Below are 16,225 nucleotides of genomic sequence, written 5' to 3'. Positions count from 1 at the left end.
CGATTTCTTTTCTACCGTTATGAGGCTCATCGGTATAGAATCAACGAGTTATAGCGTTCTGCCCGTAGACCTCCGACGATTTGTTAGGGAGGCTTTCTTTGGTCGACTTCACGGGAAATGAACAACACCCTCTCACCCCTATCGATTTGTTCTACCCACAAAGGAGGGGTAGGGGTCACTCAATGTTGATCACGCTGTCGCCACCTCTAAGGTGAACTTTCGTTGGTTGAGCTGTTGTCCTCTCTATCTCTTCTTCTTTCTTCTAGTTCTAGTACTAGACTAGCTAGAGTAGACACACCCCTATCGATTTGTTCTAATCAATTGCAGTCGTTCGATTTGGCTTCGTTTCCTGACTTAAACAGGTTCCCGTAATGTGGGTGTGGTCAGCCTCTACATCCCCAATACAAGTCCTTAGACTTACTTCTGAACTCAACCAGTCTCCCCTATCGATTTGTTCTATATCGTCCTCGTCCCCCGAAATAGTCGAAAAGCAATCTTATAAAAGCGTAGAATGTAGGGGAGAAATCCTGATCACCATATCTCTCATTACTTCCACCGGTGTCAAACTGCTCCGGTGGTCCTCTTTCTCGGAAGAACAAATCGATAGGGGTGAGAGGGTGGTTCCAAAGTCAGTACCGCAATATGCAGAACCCGTTCCCCAGCGAGGCTTTCCGCGTTCATAATTCTATCCTGTAATTCGGGAATGTCTCTCCTCAAAGATAGAACTGCCCATAGATACGCCCCTGAACAAATCGATAGGGGTGACTCTGTGTACACGCGTGGTCTTGGTGAACAAGTCGATAGAGGTGAGCCTTCGCATCCTGCCTGGCGATTAGAATGCAATTCATCGGATTCTACGTCACTGCAGGGTCAATGCGTACTGTCCGCGAGTCACCAACTACAAGACGATTTGAGTCTCTCGCCAGTTAACCAACGCGGAGACGTCTTCCGATAGCCTTGTTGGTTAAGGGCGTCGGTCACATCTCCCGATCGATTTCGAGCTTCCGCATGGCTCGTTCGAATACGTCGGGGTGGCGATGGGCAAGATTCTCGAGATGATTACGAATGGACTGGGCTGGATTGACGTCGACATCATCCGTGTCCTGGAGTTCACGCCAAAACTGATGCATTTCTTCGCTTACGGAGACGCCAATCGTGTGGTCCTTCACGCCAGTGTTGAGTGCGTCGTAGTAGGGTTCGGTATCGAAGTCCGACGACCCTTGCTGGTCCACTCGGTCTTTTTCCTCCGCTGCGTCATCCATCGCTTCGCCGAATGGATTGTCGTTGCTCATACGCTCTTATTCTTAAGCTTAATATTAAAGATATTCGTCTAACGTCTCGTCCGTAATCTCGACGTCCTTTTCGGCTGCGAATTGCTGCGCGCCAGCTCGGAAGGCGTGATAGCACTTCTGTCGAGTATTACGCGGAGTGCCATCGCTGACTTCGACGACGGTCTCGATGGCACTCGCCGTGTAGGGGTCGGACGGATATCCAGAATCGTACTCTTCCTCACGAGCCCAGGCAAGCCACCTGGCAATGAGTTCTTCTGTTTCTGCGAACCCGAACCGTTCCAGCGTCCGATCCTTCGCGACGAGTCGTGAACTGAGTGTCTCGCGCAGTTCGTCGATTCGATCACCAGCACGCTCTGTTCCAAACAGGAAGAGAATGAAAACAGGTTCACTTTCTCCGAGGTCACCGACACTCTGCAACGCGGCTAGGAGCTGCTCGAAGGTCCGTGTATTTCGAGCTGCATCCTCGAGTTGGTCGACCTGAATAATACACGCAATATCGAGGGCCTCGAGCTGGTCGGCAACCTCCTCGACGATCTGTCGAACTTCGTCTGTGGCGTGAGGGTACGACTCTGGAATCTCGAGGTCATCGTACTCACTGAGCTCGTCGAGAAGGCGTGTGTAGAAGCGACGTGTCGTGATGGACTCCACTTCGCGTATTCGAGCGACTCGGAACTCCTCGCTCCGAGGGCCATCTGAAAGAGCATCGTAAACGAGATCACGGAAGTGAGATTTCCCAGCGCCCCGTTCATCGATGATCGAGATGTGGCCTGCTCGATTCAGGATGTGACTCGCGACTTCATTGAGTAGGTCTTGATTCGCACGCACCGCAATACTCGCGTCAGGAAGTGTTTCAGCCGTGAATGGAATCCGCTCTGGCTTGATTCCGAGTTGATTCGCATAGGTCTCCTGTGCCTCCTCTGTTTTATCGAGGGCCTCGGTGAATTGGTCGCTCATAGTGGCTCCACATACTGAACCGACTTAAATCTAATCTGAATATTAATCTTAAGATTAACTACGGTCGTTTCAGTCACTCTCTGAATCGAGTCACCATCGAAATCTGAATATCGCGAATGCGCGGAAGACATCCCTCCTACGGCAAGATTTTGATACTGGAATCGGCAGCACCAAGTCCACATGGTTAACCAACAGACACGCCAGTATTCCTCAGTTGTTGGTTAATCTTTACTCGCTCGGATTCACTGGCCCCTTGTATTGAGATTTGATTTTGTCACCCTCTCTCCACTGCCAGTAGTAATACCGATTCCCGTTGATTTCCTTCTCTGTCAGTGTGGCTTTGGTAGGGACGTCTTCAGGTAGATCCTCAGGGCGTTCTTGAGGTTCGTCGTCATCAGCCTCATCCAACCGTGCCTCTCGCTCTCGATACTCCGAAAGTGCATCAGCATACTTGGCGATAGACCGGAGCGTTTCCGCATTACACTCCTCGAGTGAGGACGCTACTTCTTCGGGAACCTCGGGTGGGGTCGCTGGTTCTGAGTACGACATGGGAGCACTTTAACCAACAGATGGGGCTCTGAGGCTTAATTTTGTTGGTTAAACAGGGGGCCTTCGATTACGACTGTCCTGCGCTTCCCGACCCACTTCTCCGCAAATGAAGGGGTTGGTGTCTTAGCCGGCGACTTCTTTCTCACCGATACCAAGTGATCGCTATCCAATACACACTTGGCGATAATTATATGAATTATTGGCTGAGTTATTGTTGCCGTGCCAGTTACGCGGGCGAAACCACTTGACTCCCTCTACGACGAAGTCCGAGACTATGACCTCGTCATCGTTCCTGATGCGCCGCTTGCCAGTGGGCTGAACCGACGTCTTGACCGAGCTCATTTCGGTATATTTGCCATCACGCCGCGTCGACTCGCAGCAGGTCGTCGCGAACGCGCCGAGGACCGGAGCGCCTTTCTCGAACTCGTTACGACTACCGATCTCGAGTGGAAGCAAGCTGCCTACGCGATCGGAAACACGCTCCAATGCTGGGAGCACCAGGGACGGGTCGATGCCGTTCTCGACTACGACGCCTACGCCGACACCGCGACTGAGACCACCGTCGAACAGCTCTCAACGCTCGATACGACCTCCCGGCGACTCGACGAGTACCAAATCGACGACAGCAAAGACGTCGCCGTCGTCGGCCACGACCAACTTACGACCCTCGAACGATCGATTCTCCCCACGCAGTACGATACGTTCGATCCATTCACCGATGCCGCATTCGACCGACCGCCGTTCCACATTTTCGATTCAAGTACAGCAATAGTCGACGCTGTGCTCGGCATCGTCTCCGCCGACAATGCGGAGGACGTTGCGGTCGTCGCGGATCGCGGGAGTGAATATGCAACGCTCGTCCCGAGCGCGCTCGAAGCCGCCGATATTCCGTTTATCGGTGGCCCCGGGTTCGCTGACGAACAGCACCACCGCGGATTCGTCCAGTTCCTTCGCGCCGCTACTCGCGGGACGGAGACGCGCGTGAAGACCATTCGTTCTGTTCTCTCCAGCCTCGGGATCGCCGTCGACGTTGAACACGACGACAAGCGGCTACAGGATGTCGACGCCGCCAGTCTGACGTGGTTTCAGGAGTTCAGCGCGGAGATCGGCGAGACAACGTTCGCTGGAGCACTTACTGCATACGAACGACAGGCCGGGATCAGCCTCGATGCGTTCCGAGATGAACTCGAGGCGCTCGGGATCGCTACCGACGACGTCACTAGACAGGGCATTGATCGGCTCGAATACTACCTTCAGAGCTACGAGGTCCCCGTCGACCGCGAAGACGAAGGGGTTCTCCTGGCCGACGCAAAGTCAGCAGCCTACGTGGACCGCCCCGTCGTATTCTACCTCGGCCTCGACGAAGCGTGGACTCACTCTCCACCACGTCGTCCATGGGTCGACCGTGACGCTGAATTCAGTCGGAACCTGACGCAGTTTCAGCTCCTCCTCCAGAACGGCGTCGAACAGTATTACCTCGTTCAGGACACGATCGGCGGCTCACCCGCAACGCCGTGTCTCTACTTCGAGGACCTCCTTGATGACGACTTCGAACGGTTCAGCGATCTCGATACGGTGACTCACGGACGGACCTTCAGTGCGGCCCAGGATGGGTTCGAGAAGGAATCACTCGACGTCTCACCGACGCAAATCGACACCGTCAGCCAGTCCAGTCTGAGTACGTACGTCAACAGCCCCCGTGACTACCTCTTCAGTCGGCTCGTCGACGGCCCCGATAAGGACTACTTCAAGGAGGGGAATCTCTTCCACGACTTCGCCGAGTTCTACGTCAACCATCCCGACCTGATCGACGAGGAGACCATCGAAGACCTCGTAGACGTAATGCTCGAGGAGGCGGGTCCGTTCGTGCGGCGCGTCGACCGTCCAACGCGCCGTACCAAGTACCGGGTCGGCCTCAAAACCATCGTCGAGTTGCTCGACGAACGCACCCCGGAGGGTGACGATCTGCTCACTCCGAACAGCGGGTGGGGCCAGAATTTCTTCGCGGCCCATTTTGACAGGGAAGTCGACTCGCCGTTCACGGAGCGCTGGTTCGAGAACGAAGACCTCGGACTGAAAGGCAAGATCGACCTTGTTCATGGACCGACTCACCTCCTCGATTACAAGAGTGGGAGTCGGAAACGGGCGTCTCGCGTCGTCAAGAACTCCGCGCTCGATCCACCGAGCGATACGCCGAACTTCCAGGCACTTCTCTATCTCGCCCACCGTCGGAGCGAGCGCCCAGGCGAGCGCCTACAGTTCACGTTCTTCCACTTTCTCGAGACGCTCGACGACGTCGTCGCCGGCGAAGCGGACGTAGAGGAGACGCTGACGACCGTTGAGTATCATCCGACCCCGTTCGAGGAGCACGCCCGGTCGCGAGCGACGTTCGAGGCGCTCCGCGATGACGGGGCAAAGAACTGCCAGAAGACGCTCTCGAAGATTGCGTACGCTGATTACCAAGCCGCGTTCGAGACGGCCCCGCTACCGGCGACGCGTGACAGTGACGAACTCATCGACTCCGAGTTCGGGCAGGCGATGCAAACCCGACTGCAGGAGTGTGTCGGCGAGTTCAAATACGTCTCGTCGGGCTGTAAACAGCTGCTTCGTCAGCTGGCACGAGTTCGGAGTCAGAACTACTTCGAAGAAGATCTCGACGCCTTCGAGACGTTCGTCACCGAGCGTATGACGGAACTGAACCACCGACGTGCTGGCGAAGAACGCTTCCCTGTGAACGGGCTCGCCGGTGAACCGAACTACCGTCGCGTGGACAACCGCGACCTCCTTCTTGACCATGACTAATCCCAACCCTCAACAGCAGGACCTCATCGACAGCACCGACGGCTTATACCTCGTTGACGCCGGCGCAGGCACGGGGAAGACGTTCACCATCACGCGCCGCTATGCGAACATCGTCGACGAGGACGACGTCGCCCCTGAGGACGTGCTGCTGGTGACGTTCACGAACAACGCTGCAACCGAGATGAAGGACCGGATCGTCGGCCACTGCGAGTACGGAATGCGCGATCTCGCGGACGCGCCGATCCAGACGTTCCACTCGCTCTGCCACGATCTCCTCCAGGAGCACGGCTATGCTGCGCCGACGCACCTCGGGATCGACGACCGCATCACGGGCTCGACGCGGATCGTCGAGGACGACCTCGTCGAGGAAGCCCTGTTCGGGGAGTTCATCGACCGGTTCAGCGACGACCACCCCGAGTACGATGACTACTTCCGCATCGTCTCGGACCCGACCGAACTCCTCGGACTCGTCTCGCAACTCGCCTCGAAGGGCGTGTTCCCGACAGCCGACGGCTGGTATCGGAACGGCGAACGGTATCTCGACGGGGATTTCGAGGCGTTCAAATCGCTGTTCGACGAGGTAAATGAGCCACAGAATGGCGGGAGCAAGCAGTCACGGCTTCGCTCGAAGCTCAATCGCTACGGGAAGAACAAATGCTACCTGCCAGACGCCCCTGAGAAGGCCGAGATTCGTGGGCAGGGCACGAAACGCGTCCCTGATGCCGTCGCTCGGATGGTATTCGACGCTGACCGCGAGGGACTCAAGGCATTCGTTCACGATGTCTACTACGAGTACCTCGAATTCGCGCTCGGCCGGAACTACCTCAACTTCGGCTTCCTCCAACTGTTCGCGTTCGTCCTGCTCTGTGAGGACCACGCGCTTCGTGAGTCCATTGCTTTCGACTACGCGATGGTTGACGAGTTCCAGGACTCCAGCGAGATCCAGTTCAAGCTGACGCTGCTACTCGCGGGCACGAACAACCTCTGTGTCGTCGGCGACTGGAAACAGAGCATCTACGGCTTCCAGTACGCCGAAGTCGAGAACATCACTGCCTTCGAGGACCGCCTCAATCGGTTCGTCGACGAACTGAACGCCGACCACGAACGGGTTACCTTCGACACTCGGCCGATTCATACCATCGAGCTTATCGAGAACTACCGCTCCACCCAGGAGATCCTTGACTTCTCGGAGCACGGGCTACTCGTTCCGGCGGCGAACCGGGACAATGTCGATGTCGAGGCCGTTCAGGATCGAATCGTCTCACTCTCGACCAACACCGAACACGAGAACACCCAGATCGAAGCGATCGCGAGCCCGGAGGAACACGAGTCGGTGGTTGCGAAGATACAGGAGCTAGTGGGCAACGACGCCTACCAGGTTGAGGCCGATGACGGGTCGCTTCGGACGCCCGAGTATCGAGACGTCGCAGTTCTCACGCGAACACGAGAGTTCGGCCGCGACCTGCTGCAGACCGCCGAGGAGTACGGACTGCCGATGGCGTACGAGGGCGGGATCGAGCTGTTCCGCACGCCCCAGGCAAAGTTACTGCTGGCGTGGCTCCGCATCCTCGAATCCGACACCGACCGCGGCTGGGCGGTCGTCCTCGAGGAAGCAGGCTACACACTCGATGAGATCAAGCACGTCCTGGAGACCGAGGCGTATCCCGAGAACATGCGCTCGTTCCGCGAGAAGCTGGCAGAACTGGAGACGCTCGGCGGGGTGGCCGAACGCGTCTTCTCGCGGTACGGGTACGACGGTGCTACAGCCGACGTCGTCCTCCACACGATTCAGTCGGTACACACCGCGACGACACTGACTCGGGGAGACCTTATCCGGTTCATCGAGCGCGGCATCGATGCGGGCAGTACCCACGATGTTCACGCGAACGCCGGTGCAAACTCAGTGACGGTCCAGACGATTCACGCAGCGAAGGGGCTCGAACATCCGATCGTCGTGCTCGCGAACATGAACAGTGGGCGATTCCCGCCATCGGGCGGCGGGAGTGGAACGATCACGTTTCAGGATCCGGTCGGGCTCCGACAGCGGAAACGCTACGCCGAGGCTGACGGCCTCCCCCACGTGTACGATGACTGGCGGACTGACGTCCTCCGCCGGTGTTTGCCCAGGGAGTACGACGAGGAGCGCCGACTGCTCTACGTGGCGATTACGCGCGCCGAGAGCCACGTGATCTTCTCGGCCGGGGAGGACCCAAACACGTTCCTCGAAGAACTCCCGGTCGAAATCGAAGCGTGGGACACTGAACCTGATGCGGACACCGTAGACGAAACCGAGCAGAAGGAGTTGCTGATCACGGTACCGACACCGGAGGGACCGGTCGGTCACTCACCACATTCGCTGATGCGTGAGGATGTTTTCGAGGACGTCGACGATGGTATGGGGAAGGCGTTCGGTACCGACGTCCACGACTTTGCGGAAGCGTACGCGCGCGGCGATGATGTAGAACTGAATCGGGACGACCCCGGATGGGACGACAAACAGCACGTGATGTCGTTTCTCGACGGCCTGTCGGGCGACCTGCTCGTCGAGGAGGACGCCTATCTTCCGCTGGACGTCGACGGGACTCGCGTGATGATCTCCGGGATCATCGATCTCGTCCACGTTCGAGCTGACCGCATCGAAGTGGTCGACTACAAGACCGACCGTGGTCGGCACGCGGAAGCCGAGTATCGAAAACAACTCAGTGTCTACTATCACGTGCTTCGGGAGCTGTATCCTGAGCATGAGATTTCGGCGTCGATCTTCTACACCGTTGATGGCGTCCGCGAAGAGATCGATCCCCTCTCACGAGATGACCTTGTCGACGTCGTAAAGTCGGTGTCTGATGTGGAATCGCTCCAAGCTACACCTCCGTTAGGTAGCTCCCGTTAAGCCGAATACGGGGAAGGAATTTACCAGTCACGTCTCTTGATAACGGGCACGAGCCCTGTTTAATCTTAGAGTTAAGGTTAATGGTGGCTTTTGTCCTGATCGCAGACAGCGACGCTTCAATGAGGGCCTATTCACATCAGTGGGAACTCCAGCTTTTCTCTCGGACAAGCAGACCTCCGATTGGACACACTGATGCTGAGCAACAATGACAGACCTATCCTTAAGATTAGAATTAATGTTAAAACAAGTCTTATCGTTGTTCCCACCCCGGTCTCGGCGACCCCGGGAGATCATCTGTAGCGTCGAGTAGCTCTTCCTCAGTCGTCCAGGGATAACATCGCCCGTGGAGTTCGAAGAGACGGAAGTCGTTCAGATGGACCCAGCTGTACGACGGAACCTCGATATCGTGTTCCTCAAGCGTGGTCCTCACCGCATCGACCGAGATGTCGATCCCAGTTTGGTTTGCTCGTTCGACGAGAGCCTCGAGTTCTGCAGTCTTTGTCTCGTCATCGATGTCGGTGGCAGCTATGATTTGCGCAGCAGCAGCGACTACGTCACGTTCGTCGGTGAGGTGGTCCTCCGTTTCCCACTGGTAGGCACGGGGGAAGGCGTACGCCTTTTCGAAGTACTCGGTTTCGCCCAGTTTGCCGAGTTCGTTGATCTCCCCGCCCGCGTCTTGCTCGAACACGGCAGCCACGTAATCACAGAGTGTCGCCGTGATATGGAACTTCACCCGGAACTCCGGAAGACGCGGAAGATCGATGTCTGAGAGGTCTCCGATGAGGAAGGCATACGTTCCGTATCGGCGGTTTAGCCGATCGCTGACCGCCCGTACGCGTCGGAGATACGGATCACGGTAGCTCCCGAGGACGAGATACGCGGTTTGATCCCGGTCGTAGATCGCTGGTGTCTCACTGTTTGCCCACGAGAGGATTCGCACGGCCTCCGTCGACCCGACGTCGAGCCCACGTAAAGCCTGCTGCACAGCCTTCATGATCTCGCCCGAGTTTGGGGGCACAGATGGAGCACTCATAAGTGGGAACAGTACTGGCTGAGTAAAAGGCGTTTCTAACTGACTCAGTGTTTCGGCGATTCTATTGACTTGTTCAACCCAAACCGTTATGCAGTCGAGCCCACTACTCTATCGTATGAGCGACACGGCCCCGGAAGGGTTTGAGGACCCCTTCGCAGAGCAGCAGCGAATGCGTGAGCTGCTCTCCCAGGAGACGCGCCACCTCATCTTGCAGTTGATCCTTGGTCACCCAGCACACCTCGCGTCGTTGGCCGAGCTCGACTACATGATTCCGAAGAACGAGGCGGCCATCCTCGACCAGCTCGAGACACTCCAAGAGGCAGGAATCCTTGACGTCTACGTGCACGAACCCAACGTGTCGACGCGAGACCTCCCGTCAAAGTTCTGGGGGCCGACCGAGCGTGGGGTTGAGATCCTCTACGAGCATAATTTCCTGCGGGGCGTCCCAGTTGCACGCGCTGTCTACGAGGAGACGAAAAAATCCGAGCGGGTGCAGCGCCACGAGGACGCACCGCGACCGACTCTTCCCAAAGCCGTTAGAGAGGCACTCGAATTCGACGAACCGGATCTGGAAGAGGCTGAGGTTTCCTAGGGTTCGTCAGGAGAATCTCGAGGAGAGTGGTTTGTGGATCTCATAGGGAACTCCATGAATTTTGACCCCTCTCACCGACTCTCTACTAACCGTGGAGAACGAGATAACTTGCCAGCACTGCGGTGCACACCTTTTCGATGGACCGGTGTTCGAGAAGGACCAGTTTTCGTGCGTCCGGTGCCATATTTTGGAGGACGAACGAGAGCGGGAGTTCTCTATTGTTGAGTCGGACGAGGTGATGACATACTCGGGAGAAGGCTACGCAGTTGCTGAGAAAGAGAGCAGCAGCCGTTCACTGTTGTACGTTCGCGGATTAGAGAGTCGTAGGGAAGGCGAGAGGTGGGTTGAGGTCCTTCAAGACCGACTTACGAGGGCCCTATCTCTGACGCTCAACACGGGTGACAAAGAAGTTCCACTCATTATCTGCGGCCGATCAACCGCTGAGTGTGAGCGAATTTTCTCAGCACTTGATAACTCAGTCCTTCAGCCGTACATTGGTAATCACGACATCCTACCGCTCTGGGAGCTGGAACCAAGTGCCTACAGTAGACGTCTGATTGACTATTCTGACTGGGCGATCCCGCGTATCCGGCACGCGAATCCGATCCGATTTGAGGAGAAGACGTTCGGCCTCGTCGTTCGAGGTGATGACTTTCGTCCAGATGACAGTCGTATCCAATTCGACCCAATCATTGAGGCACTCCAAGAAGAGGCGGGAGAGCGCGCCGATCTTGACGCCGTCGGAACCCTCTCTGAGGCGAGAGACGTTGGCAAGAATCTCTTCCCAACGGCATCGAAGGTGATCCCTCAAATCGAGCGAGCGCTAGTGGAATACCTTCGAAAGAACCCTGAACACCTGAACCCACGAAGTCGCCGAACCATCGCCGGTAATCAGAACGGACAGAACTTCGAGGACTACTTTGAGCAGATGGCACAGGATTCAGGGTTAGAGGTCGTCGACGGGCCAGAGACTCTCTGGGCGTTCATTGATGTCAACCCGAGCAACGCGAGGTGGGAGTTCGACTATGAAGCGCTCTGCGAGGCTGTTCCCAGCGCGCTTGAAGCCATCTTCGATGGTCACTCGAAACACACCCCGCCTGCTGGTATTCCTGACTTCTTCGTCTACGGTGAGCAAGCGGATGTCGAGGCGTTTCTCTCCGGTCTTGACGACGAGGATGTCACGCTCTCCCATCAGGGGGCCTACGTCGAAGTGAAGTACACGGATTCCAAATCGGGTCGTGCACATATTCCTAATAGCCAGCGAGAGCTAATCCCGCAACTCACCGAAGCGGGCGCTGACGTGTTTTTCTTTAAGGGGACACCAGAGGATGAGGAACTCCGGCGGTCGTGGCTAAAGCCGCGCAATTGACGGGTGGTGGAACCTTATGTTGTCTTTTCCGATGAATGTACTCTCAGAGCTACCATGGTAGCTCTAAGCTACCACTATCTTGGTGCCTTGCTGTGAGACTAGGAATAGACTGTGGAATCCTTAATTCTAATCTTAATATTAAACAGCTTCAAGAGGTTGAGGGGCACGATCCCGGTAATAGATCTTCTAATGATTCCATCTGTAGCCAACGATGGCTGTGTCAGTACAGTTGCCCGGACGTTTTAAAATTAACCTTAACATTAGGGTCAACCAATGGCGCGGAGGATTCCCACACGGCTTAACCAACAATCTCCATGAGATTGGGATGGCGTTGGTTAATTCAGTCCTTGAGGAGATCGTCCACTTGCTTCGCGGTTTCGGCTGCTTGGATGTCGGAGTACGACTCGTGGGTAGTCTCGATGCTCGCGTGTCGGAGTGCTGATTGGGCGAGTTCGGCGTGGCCGCTCGCGTAGAGCTCGTGGCCAAGCCCTCGACGGGCACCGTGTGGCTTCAGGTAGTCACCGTCGACGTCGAGGTCAGCGTCATCACACAGCCGCTTCATCAGGTTGCGAGCACCGTTCGTCGAGAGCGCTGGTGGGATGATCTCATGTTCTCGGAGCACCGTCTCGATATCGCTGCGCTCGAGAATGGTCTCGATCTCGTCGTCCGAAACTCCCTCGCGGGTCAGCTGCTCGCGAACGGCGCGATATTTCGATGGGACGTGGCCGCTGGGAAAGACCGGCCACTCGTCGGTCGGTGGATCGAGGACCGTCCTGTACCGCTCTAATGCCGTGGCGGCCCGCTCGGGAAGCTGTGCGTACTCGTACTCTCGTGACTTCCCGAGGACGCGGACGGCACCGGAGTCGAGTTGGACGTCTCCCCAGGTGATGCCGTTGCGCTTGTCGTCCGAGGGTTCAGCGAACACCTCCGCGCCGCGAACGCCCGAGAGTCCCAGGAGATAGACGATTGCTCGGTCGCGAAAGGCCCGCTCACGACTCACGTCCGCTTCCTCGTCAAGGGCGTGATCGACACGTTCGTCGACGTAGCGCATGATCGCCCGCCGCTCCTTTTCCCGCCAGAACTGCCGGTCGGCGTCACCGAGATCCTCGGGGAGCTCGTCGGTGGCACGCTTCGCTTTGGCCGGATTCGTATCGAGGAGCTCGTCGGCCACGCAGAACGTGAGGAACGCGCGGACGTACGCGTAGTAGGTGGTCGCGGTACTCGCTTTCAAATCGCCGTCGCGGGCCTGCTTTTTGAGATAACGCGCGTATCGGCGGCAGTCGAGGACGTCCAGGTCCTCGAGGTCCGTCACACCGCGCTCCTCGCGCAGCCAGGTTCGCCACGTCGCGAGGGTCGACGCGAAGTTCTTCCGGGAGTTCCCGGCTTCGACGCTGTCGAGGTACTGCTGGATGGCCGTCTCGACTGGTGTTTCCCTGGGTGTAGCGTCGCCCTCGTCGGGTTCCATGGTTCGTGCTCGACCGACGGCGGCGACCCACGTAAATCTACTGTGTACAACGGGGATAATACACAGTGAATGTGTATCCTCGAATTCTCCATATACCAAAGGATACACAGGCTATAACGCCGATATTCTATCTTATATATCGTATATGGCTATACAAAGTCTACTGCAAGACGTCGTCGAGGCTTCAACCCGTTCACCGGGTGGCTCGTTACAAGATTGTCAAGGAAGGCAGGAGAGGTGCACTGAACTCCTATTGCCACGCTAACGTTACCCGCTAGTGCTGTTGGTGGTAATCATGGTGAAGTCGCTTGACGACATTCGCATCAAGCACTTCATCGAGATGTTGACTCACCATCTCCTCTGTAACCACGATAAGCTCGCTGCAGTCATTGAGTGCTTCCTCGTAACTATTGTACCGCTCTGGAAGCTTTGTCTGCGGCGAGTTCTCCCGGGTGATCTGCTGTACCTCTGGACTCAACTCCTGCTCAAATACACGGCTATCGAAGAATGGGCGGATCACCTCGACTGGATCACCCTTGGAGAGATTCACTTCATTCTTAACGAGGGGAACCGCGAATGACTCCACCAACTGATAGAGCGCGTCTGTCTTCACGATGACGACGCTGTAATCGCCCTTATAGGCCTCTTTCAGCCGATTGTACCATCGAATGTCCTCTGCACCAGAAAGCTCGTGAGTGACGATTACGTGGCTGATATGGTGGTTCCTGAGCGCGTGGATGCTCGTCCGGGCAAGGTATCGCTTGTGCTTGGTGATGATTTCCTCCTTATCAAGACGTGCTTCTTGCCCCGACTTCGCGTCTACGACACTGAACACCTCGGGGTACCCATCCAACCGTTCTTCGGGGAACCCACCGTGTCTGCCCTGCGGGAGTTCAAACGCGGTGTCAGCAACATTCTCGAAGTTATCCTCCCCACCCCCTTCATCAGGTAGGAGAATGCCTTCGAGCATCATGAACGCAACTCTGCATGTTTTCTCGAACTGATTGGCGATCTCCTTGTTGCTGGCACCGCCAGTCTCTCGGAGAGTAATCAAGTGTGCCAACTTCTCACCTACCATCCCAGGATTCTCGCTGAGATAGACTAGAAGATCATCTTCGTCAAGCTCGTAGAGGTTCTGTACACTAAGCTTGCGGTCTCTTGAAATCGTAGCACTTCGCATGAGCTGGCGAAGAACACCAGTCTCTTCCAGTTTTGAAAACGGGTAGGGACGAACCGTGGCCATCGCATACCTGTCGATGATTTCGATGATATGATCTACCGTGTCTTGGAGTGAGAGCAATACCACGACCCGGTCGTGCTGGATTGCGTCTCGGATAATCTGGTCAGCAGTCTCTTCTTCTTGCGAAGGTTCAGTAATCAAACAAACGTCAACACCGTTGGTTGTAGGAGCTGAAATGTATGAGGGCAGCCCAAGGTTCGGTGTTCCGTCGCGTTCTACCTTCAAATGATTGCAGAGGCCGTCTAATACTGCTTCAGGTTCTAAGGAACAACTCAGAAGATCTGTTTTCTCGATGGTGCTTGAGTGGCTATCTGTACCGTTGCAGACAACGGTTACCTCATAGGAGTCTCCTACTCCGTTTGGTGGGCGTGCATCAGCTTCGCAGAAAGTATTGGGACAGGCAATCTGACTTCGTGTCTTGCACTCGACAAATCCTTCATCAATCAACTGGCCAGGAACATCATCTCGCTTGGGTGAACAGCCGGTGTGAAGATATTTCTCCAGTGACTCGAGTATGGACTGCGTCATAGCTCAGTCTCCATCAGGGATTCTACCCGTTCGAACGCTGCACTTTCAATTCCTCGCCCAACGACAGACCATTCGTCTTGGTGGACTTCGAAGACAGCACGCTCGTCGGTTGCCGGATTCTCAATCTGGAAGTAGAGACCAATCTTCTCGTCCTCGACTTGCTGGAAGTATTCGACGAGTCCCAATCGGGATACTCGTTTCTCCACATCTTCTAAGATACCCTGCGAACGCACGTTAGCCCGATGTACATTTGTTTGCTCGTCTTTCAGAACGCGGAACCCAGAGAGTGCCAAACTCTCGTACCACTCTTTTGCGTTGTCCACCTCGTCACCGCTAATCTCCGAATCGGCCTGGAGGTCAGCGATAACCTTTTCCCACAGCTCCTCCGCCGCGTCATTCACTCGTTCAATCAACTTTTCCTCCTCGTCCTGATTCAGCTTCCGGGCAGACTGGCGTGCAGAATCCAAAACGTAATTCGCCCCCGGATAGGGTTTGGGTATCAGCGCATCATCACCGTCATTAATCTCGAAAACGTTCCGGAGGAACCGATCCGTTATTTTTGTCCACCCACTCAAGTCGCCAGAATACTCAATCTTCACAGAGCTGTCCCGATTTCGGATACTCATACCGAGCGTGTCTACTGCAAATTCGGATTCATACTCAATGTCGGGATCGCCGGGATTGTAGGGTGTACTCCTACCTTGTTGACGGAATCGGAAAACGTGCCGGGCAGTTCGGTACTTCTCGCGATAGAATTTCAGCTGCGCCATCTCTTCCGGCTGATCGATATCTCGTTGTACCGCTAGCTTTCGTTCGCCTTCTGTATTCCAGTCCGAGAGGAACTGTTTGATGTTGCCCTCGACTTTATTGAACGGTACCCGTTCGTCCTCAATGACGAACGTCGATTTACTGTTCTGCTTGTAGATTTTCGCTGCGGCCAGCAGATTCTGAAAGCCGTCAGAGAGGCTCTTGTTCTGGGTGTCGTATATACAGTAGTACGTAGCGACGAGAAGTGCGGGCCGGGATTGTTCTTCGAGGAGTTCAGTTGTTAGCGTTGTGTGGGCTGAACCGTAGTTGTTGACGAGGTAGTCAACGACGTCATTCGCGGAGATCTCGCTTTGGCTGAATTCGGTGTCGAGAATGTGGAGAAACTGCTTCAGACCGTCTGAGTGGTTGTTGACCAATCTGGTTGCCCAAGAGTCAGCACTGGTGGTTGGGGACTTGTCAATATACTCAGATAGATGGCGTTGGTTGCTTTGTCCGTTAAGAATGTGGCTTAGAGCTCGAAGGTGTTTGGCTGTGAGTCGTCGGGTAGCATAATTGTGGAGGCTTTCATCAGAAGGTGTTTGCTGACTATACATTGTGTTGTTTATCAGTTTTCTCAGTGGCACAAAAGAATTTGCCCGATGGGAAGGGCGACGCTAATTTCAAGCGAACTGCTCTCCGTGTGTTGCTCCGTTCGTCGAACTCGACTGTGCGTTCATTTCCACCGAGGATTTCACTGTCGAACC

11 protein-coding genes are annotated in these 16,225 nt (G+C 55.7%); 4 read left to right on the top strand and 7 right to left on the bottom strand.

All coding sequences use genetic code 11. From position 1 onward, the window contains the following. Positions 1 to 977 precede the first annotated feature (977 nt). From ACR3FE_RS23665 to ACR3FE_RS23655, 3 genes are all read right to left on the bottom strand, one after another. A complete protein-coding gene (locus ACR3FE_RS23665; RefSeq protein ID WP_049917019.1) occupies positions 978 to 1,292 on the bottom strand; it encodes a hypothetical protein in 315 nt (104 codons plus the stop codon). Positions 1,293 to 1,316: 24 nt separating this feature from the next. Further along, positions 1,317 to 2,246, bottom strand: coding sequence for a ribonuclease H family protein (locus ACR3FE_RS23660; RefSeq protein WP_264783330.1), 930 nt, complete (start codon positions 2,244 to 2,246; stop codon positions 1,317 to 1,319). A gap of 228 nt (positions 2,247 to 2,474) precedes the next feature. Further along, positions 2,475 to 2,795, bottom strand: coding sequence for a DUF6788 family protein (locus ACR3FE_RS23655; RefSeq protein WP_458210307.1), 321 nt, complete (start codon positions 2,793 to 2,795; stop codon positions 2,475 to 2,477). A 219-nt stretch (positions 2,796 to 3,014) separates the two neighbouring features. On the opposite strand from ACR3FE_RS23655, the gene ACR3FE_RS23650 reads away from it, so the two are divergent. Further along, positions 3,015 to 5,597 carry a PD-(D/E)XK nuclease family protein gene (locus ACR3FE_RS23650; RefSeq protein WP_458210306.1) on the top strand — a complete coding sequence of 861 codons (2,583 nt, stop codon included), beginning with the start codon at positions 3,015 to 3,017 and terminating at the stop codon, positions 5,595 to 5,597. Beyond that, the gene (locus ACR3FE_RS23645; RefSeq protein ID WP_458210305.1) at positions 5,590 to 8,487 is read left to right on the top strand and encodes a UvrD-helicase domain-containing protein; all 2,898 of its coding nucleotides are present in this window, start codon (positions 5,590 to 5,592) and stop codon (positions 8,485 to 8,487) included. The genes ACR3FE_RS23650 and ACR3FE_RS23645 overlap by 8 nt, the downstream gene beginning before the upstream one ends. A 250-nt stretch (positions 8,488 to 8,737) precedes the next feature. Here ACR3FE_RS23645 and ACR3FE_RS23640 read toward each other — a convergent pair whose 3' ends face one another. Continuing rightward, positions 8,738 to 9,520: a DUF8170 family protein gene (locus ACR3FE_RS23640; RefSeq protein ID WP_458210304.1), complete on the bottom strand. Its 783-nt coding sequence runs from the start codon at positions 9,518 to 9,520 to the stop codon at positions 8,738 to 8,740. A 115-nt stretch (positions 9,521 to 9,635) separates the two neighbouring features. Here ACR3FE_RS23640 and ACR3FE_RS23635 point away from each other — a divergent pair, with 115 nt between their 5' ends. After that, positions 9,636 to 10,112, top strand: coding sequence for an ArsR family transcriptional regulator (locus ACR3FE_RS23635; RefSeq protein WP_264783335.1), 477 nt, complete (start codon positions 9,636 to 9,638; stop codon positions 10,110 to 10,112). Positions 10,113 to 10,203: 91 nt separating this feature from the next. Then, complete coding sequence (locus ACR3FE_RS23630; RefSeq protein ID WP_264783336.1) at positions 10,204 to 11,481, top strand: hypothetical protein; 1,278 nt, start codon at positions 10,204 to 10,206, stop codon at positions 11,479 to 11,481. 340 nt (positions 11,482 to 11,821) lie between these two features. Here ACR3FE_RS23630 and ACR3FE_RS23625 read toward each other — a convergent pair whose 3' ends face one another. The 3 genes from ACR3FE_RS23625 to ACR3FE_RS23615 form a co-directional block, all read right to left on the bottom strand. Next, on the bottom strand, positions 11,822 to 12,946 hold the full coding sequence (locus ACR3FE_RS23625; RefSeq protein ID WP_458210301.1) for a tyrosine-type recombinase/integrase: 1,125 nt from the start codon (positions 12,944 to 12,946) through the stop codon (positions 11,822 to 11,824). A gap of 274 nt (positions 12,947 to 13,220) precedes the next feature. Beyond that, positions 13,221 to 14,714 (bottom strand): hypothetical protein, encoded by a 1,494-nt coding sequence (locus ACR3FE_RS23620; RefSeq protein WP_458210299.1) that lies wholly within the window; start codon positions 14,712 to 14,714, stop codon positions 13,221 to 13,223. Next, positions 14,711 to 16,105 (bottom strand): hypothetical protein, encoded by a 1,395-nt coding sequence (locus ACR3FE_RS23615; protein WP_458210298.1) that lies wholly within the window; start codon positions 16,103 to 16,105, stop codon positions 14,711 to 14,713. The genes ACR3FE_RS23620 and ACR3FE_RS23615 overlap by 4 nt, the downstream gene beginning before the upstream one ends. Between the last annotated feature and the right edge of the window lie 120 nt (positions 16,106 to 16,225).

It is taken from the genome of Haladaptatus rarus (genome assembly GCF_054177585.1).
The sequence above is the reverse complement of the archived record's forward strand: the minus strand, read 5'-3'. Positions and strand labels throughout refer to the sequence as shown.

What these genes read in the sequence shown, in the direction of transcription:
- ACR3FE_RS23665 (WP_049917019.1), bottom strand. Translation starts at nt 1,292, where the DNA reads ATGAGCAACGACAATCCATTCGGCGAAGCGATGGATGACGCAGCGGAG.
- ACR3FE_RS23660 (WP_264783330.1), bottom strand. Translation starts at nt 2,246, where the DNA reads ATGAGCGACCAATTCACCGAGGCCCTCGATAAAACAGAGGAGGCACAG.
- ACR3FE_RS23655 (WP_458210307.1), bottom strand. Translation starts at nt 2,795, where the DNA reads ATGTCGTACTCAGAACCAGCGACCCCACCCGAGGTTCCCGAAGAAGTA.
- ACR3FE_RS23645 (WP_458210305.1), top strand. Translation starts at nt 5,590, where the DNA reads ATGACTAATCCCAACCCTCAACAGCAGGACCTCATCGACAGCACCGAC.
- ACR3FE_RS23640 (WP_458210304.1), bottom strand. Translation starts at nt 9,520, where the DNA reads ATGAGTGCTCCATCTGTGCCCCCAAACTCGGGCGAGATCATGAAGGCT.
- ACR3FE_RS23635 (WP_264783335.1), top strand. Translation starts at nt 9,636, where the DNA reads ATGAGCGACACGGCCCCGGAAGGGTTTGAGGACCCCTTCGCAGAGCAG.
- ACR3FE_RS23625 (WP_458210301.1), bottom strand. Translation starts at nt 12,946, where the DNA reads ATGGAACCCGACGAGGGCGACGCTACACCCAGGGAAACACCAGTCGAG.
- ACR3FE_RS23620 (WP_458210299.1), bottom strand. Translation starts at nt 14,714, where the DNA reads ATGACGCAGTCCATACTCGAGTCACTGGAGAAATATCTTCACACCGGC.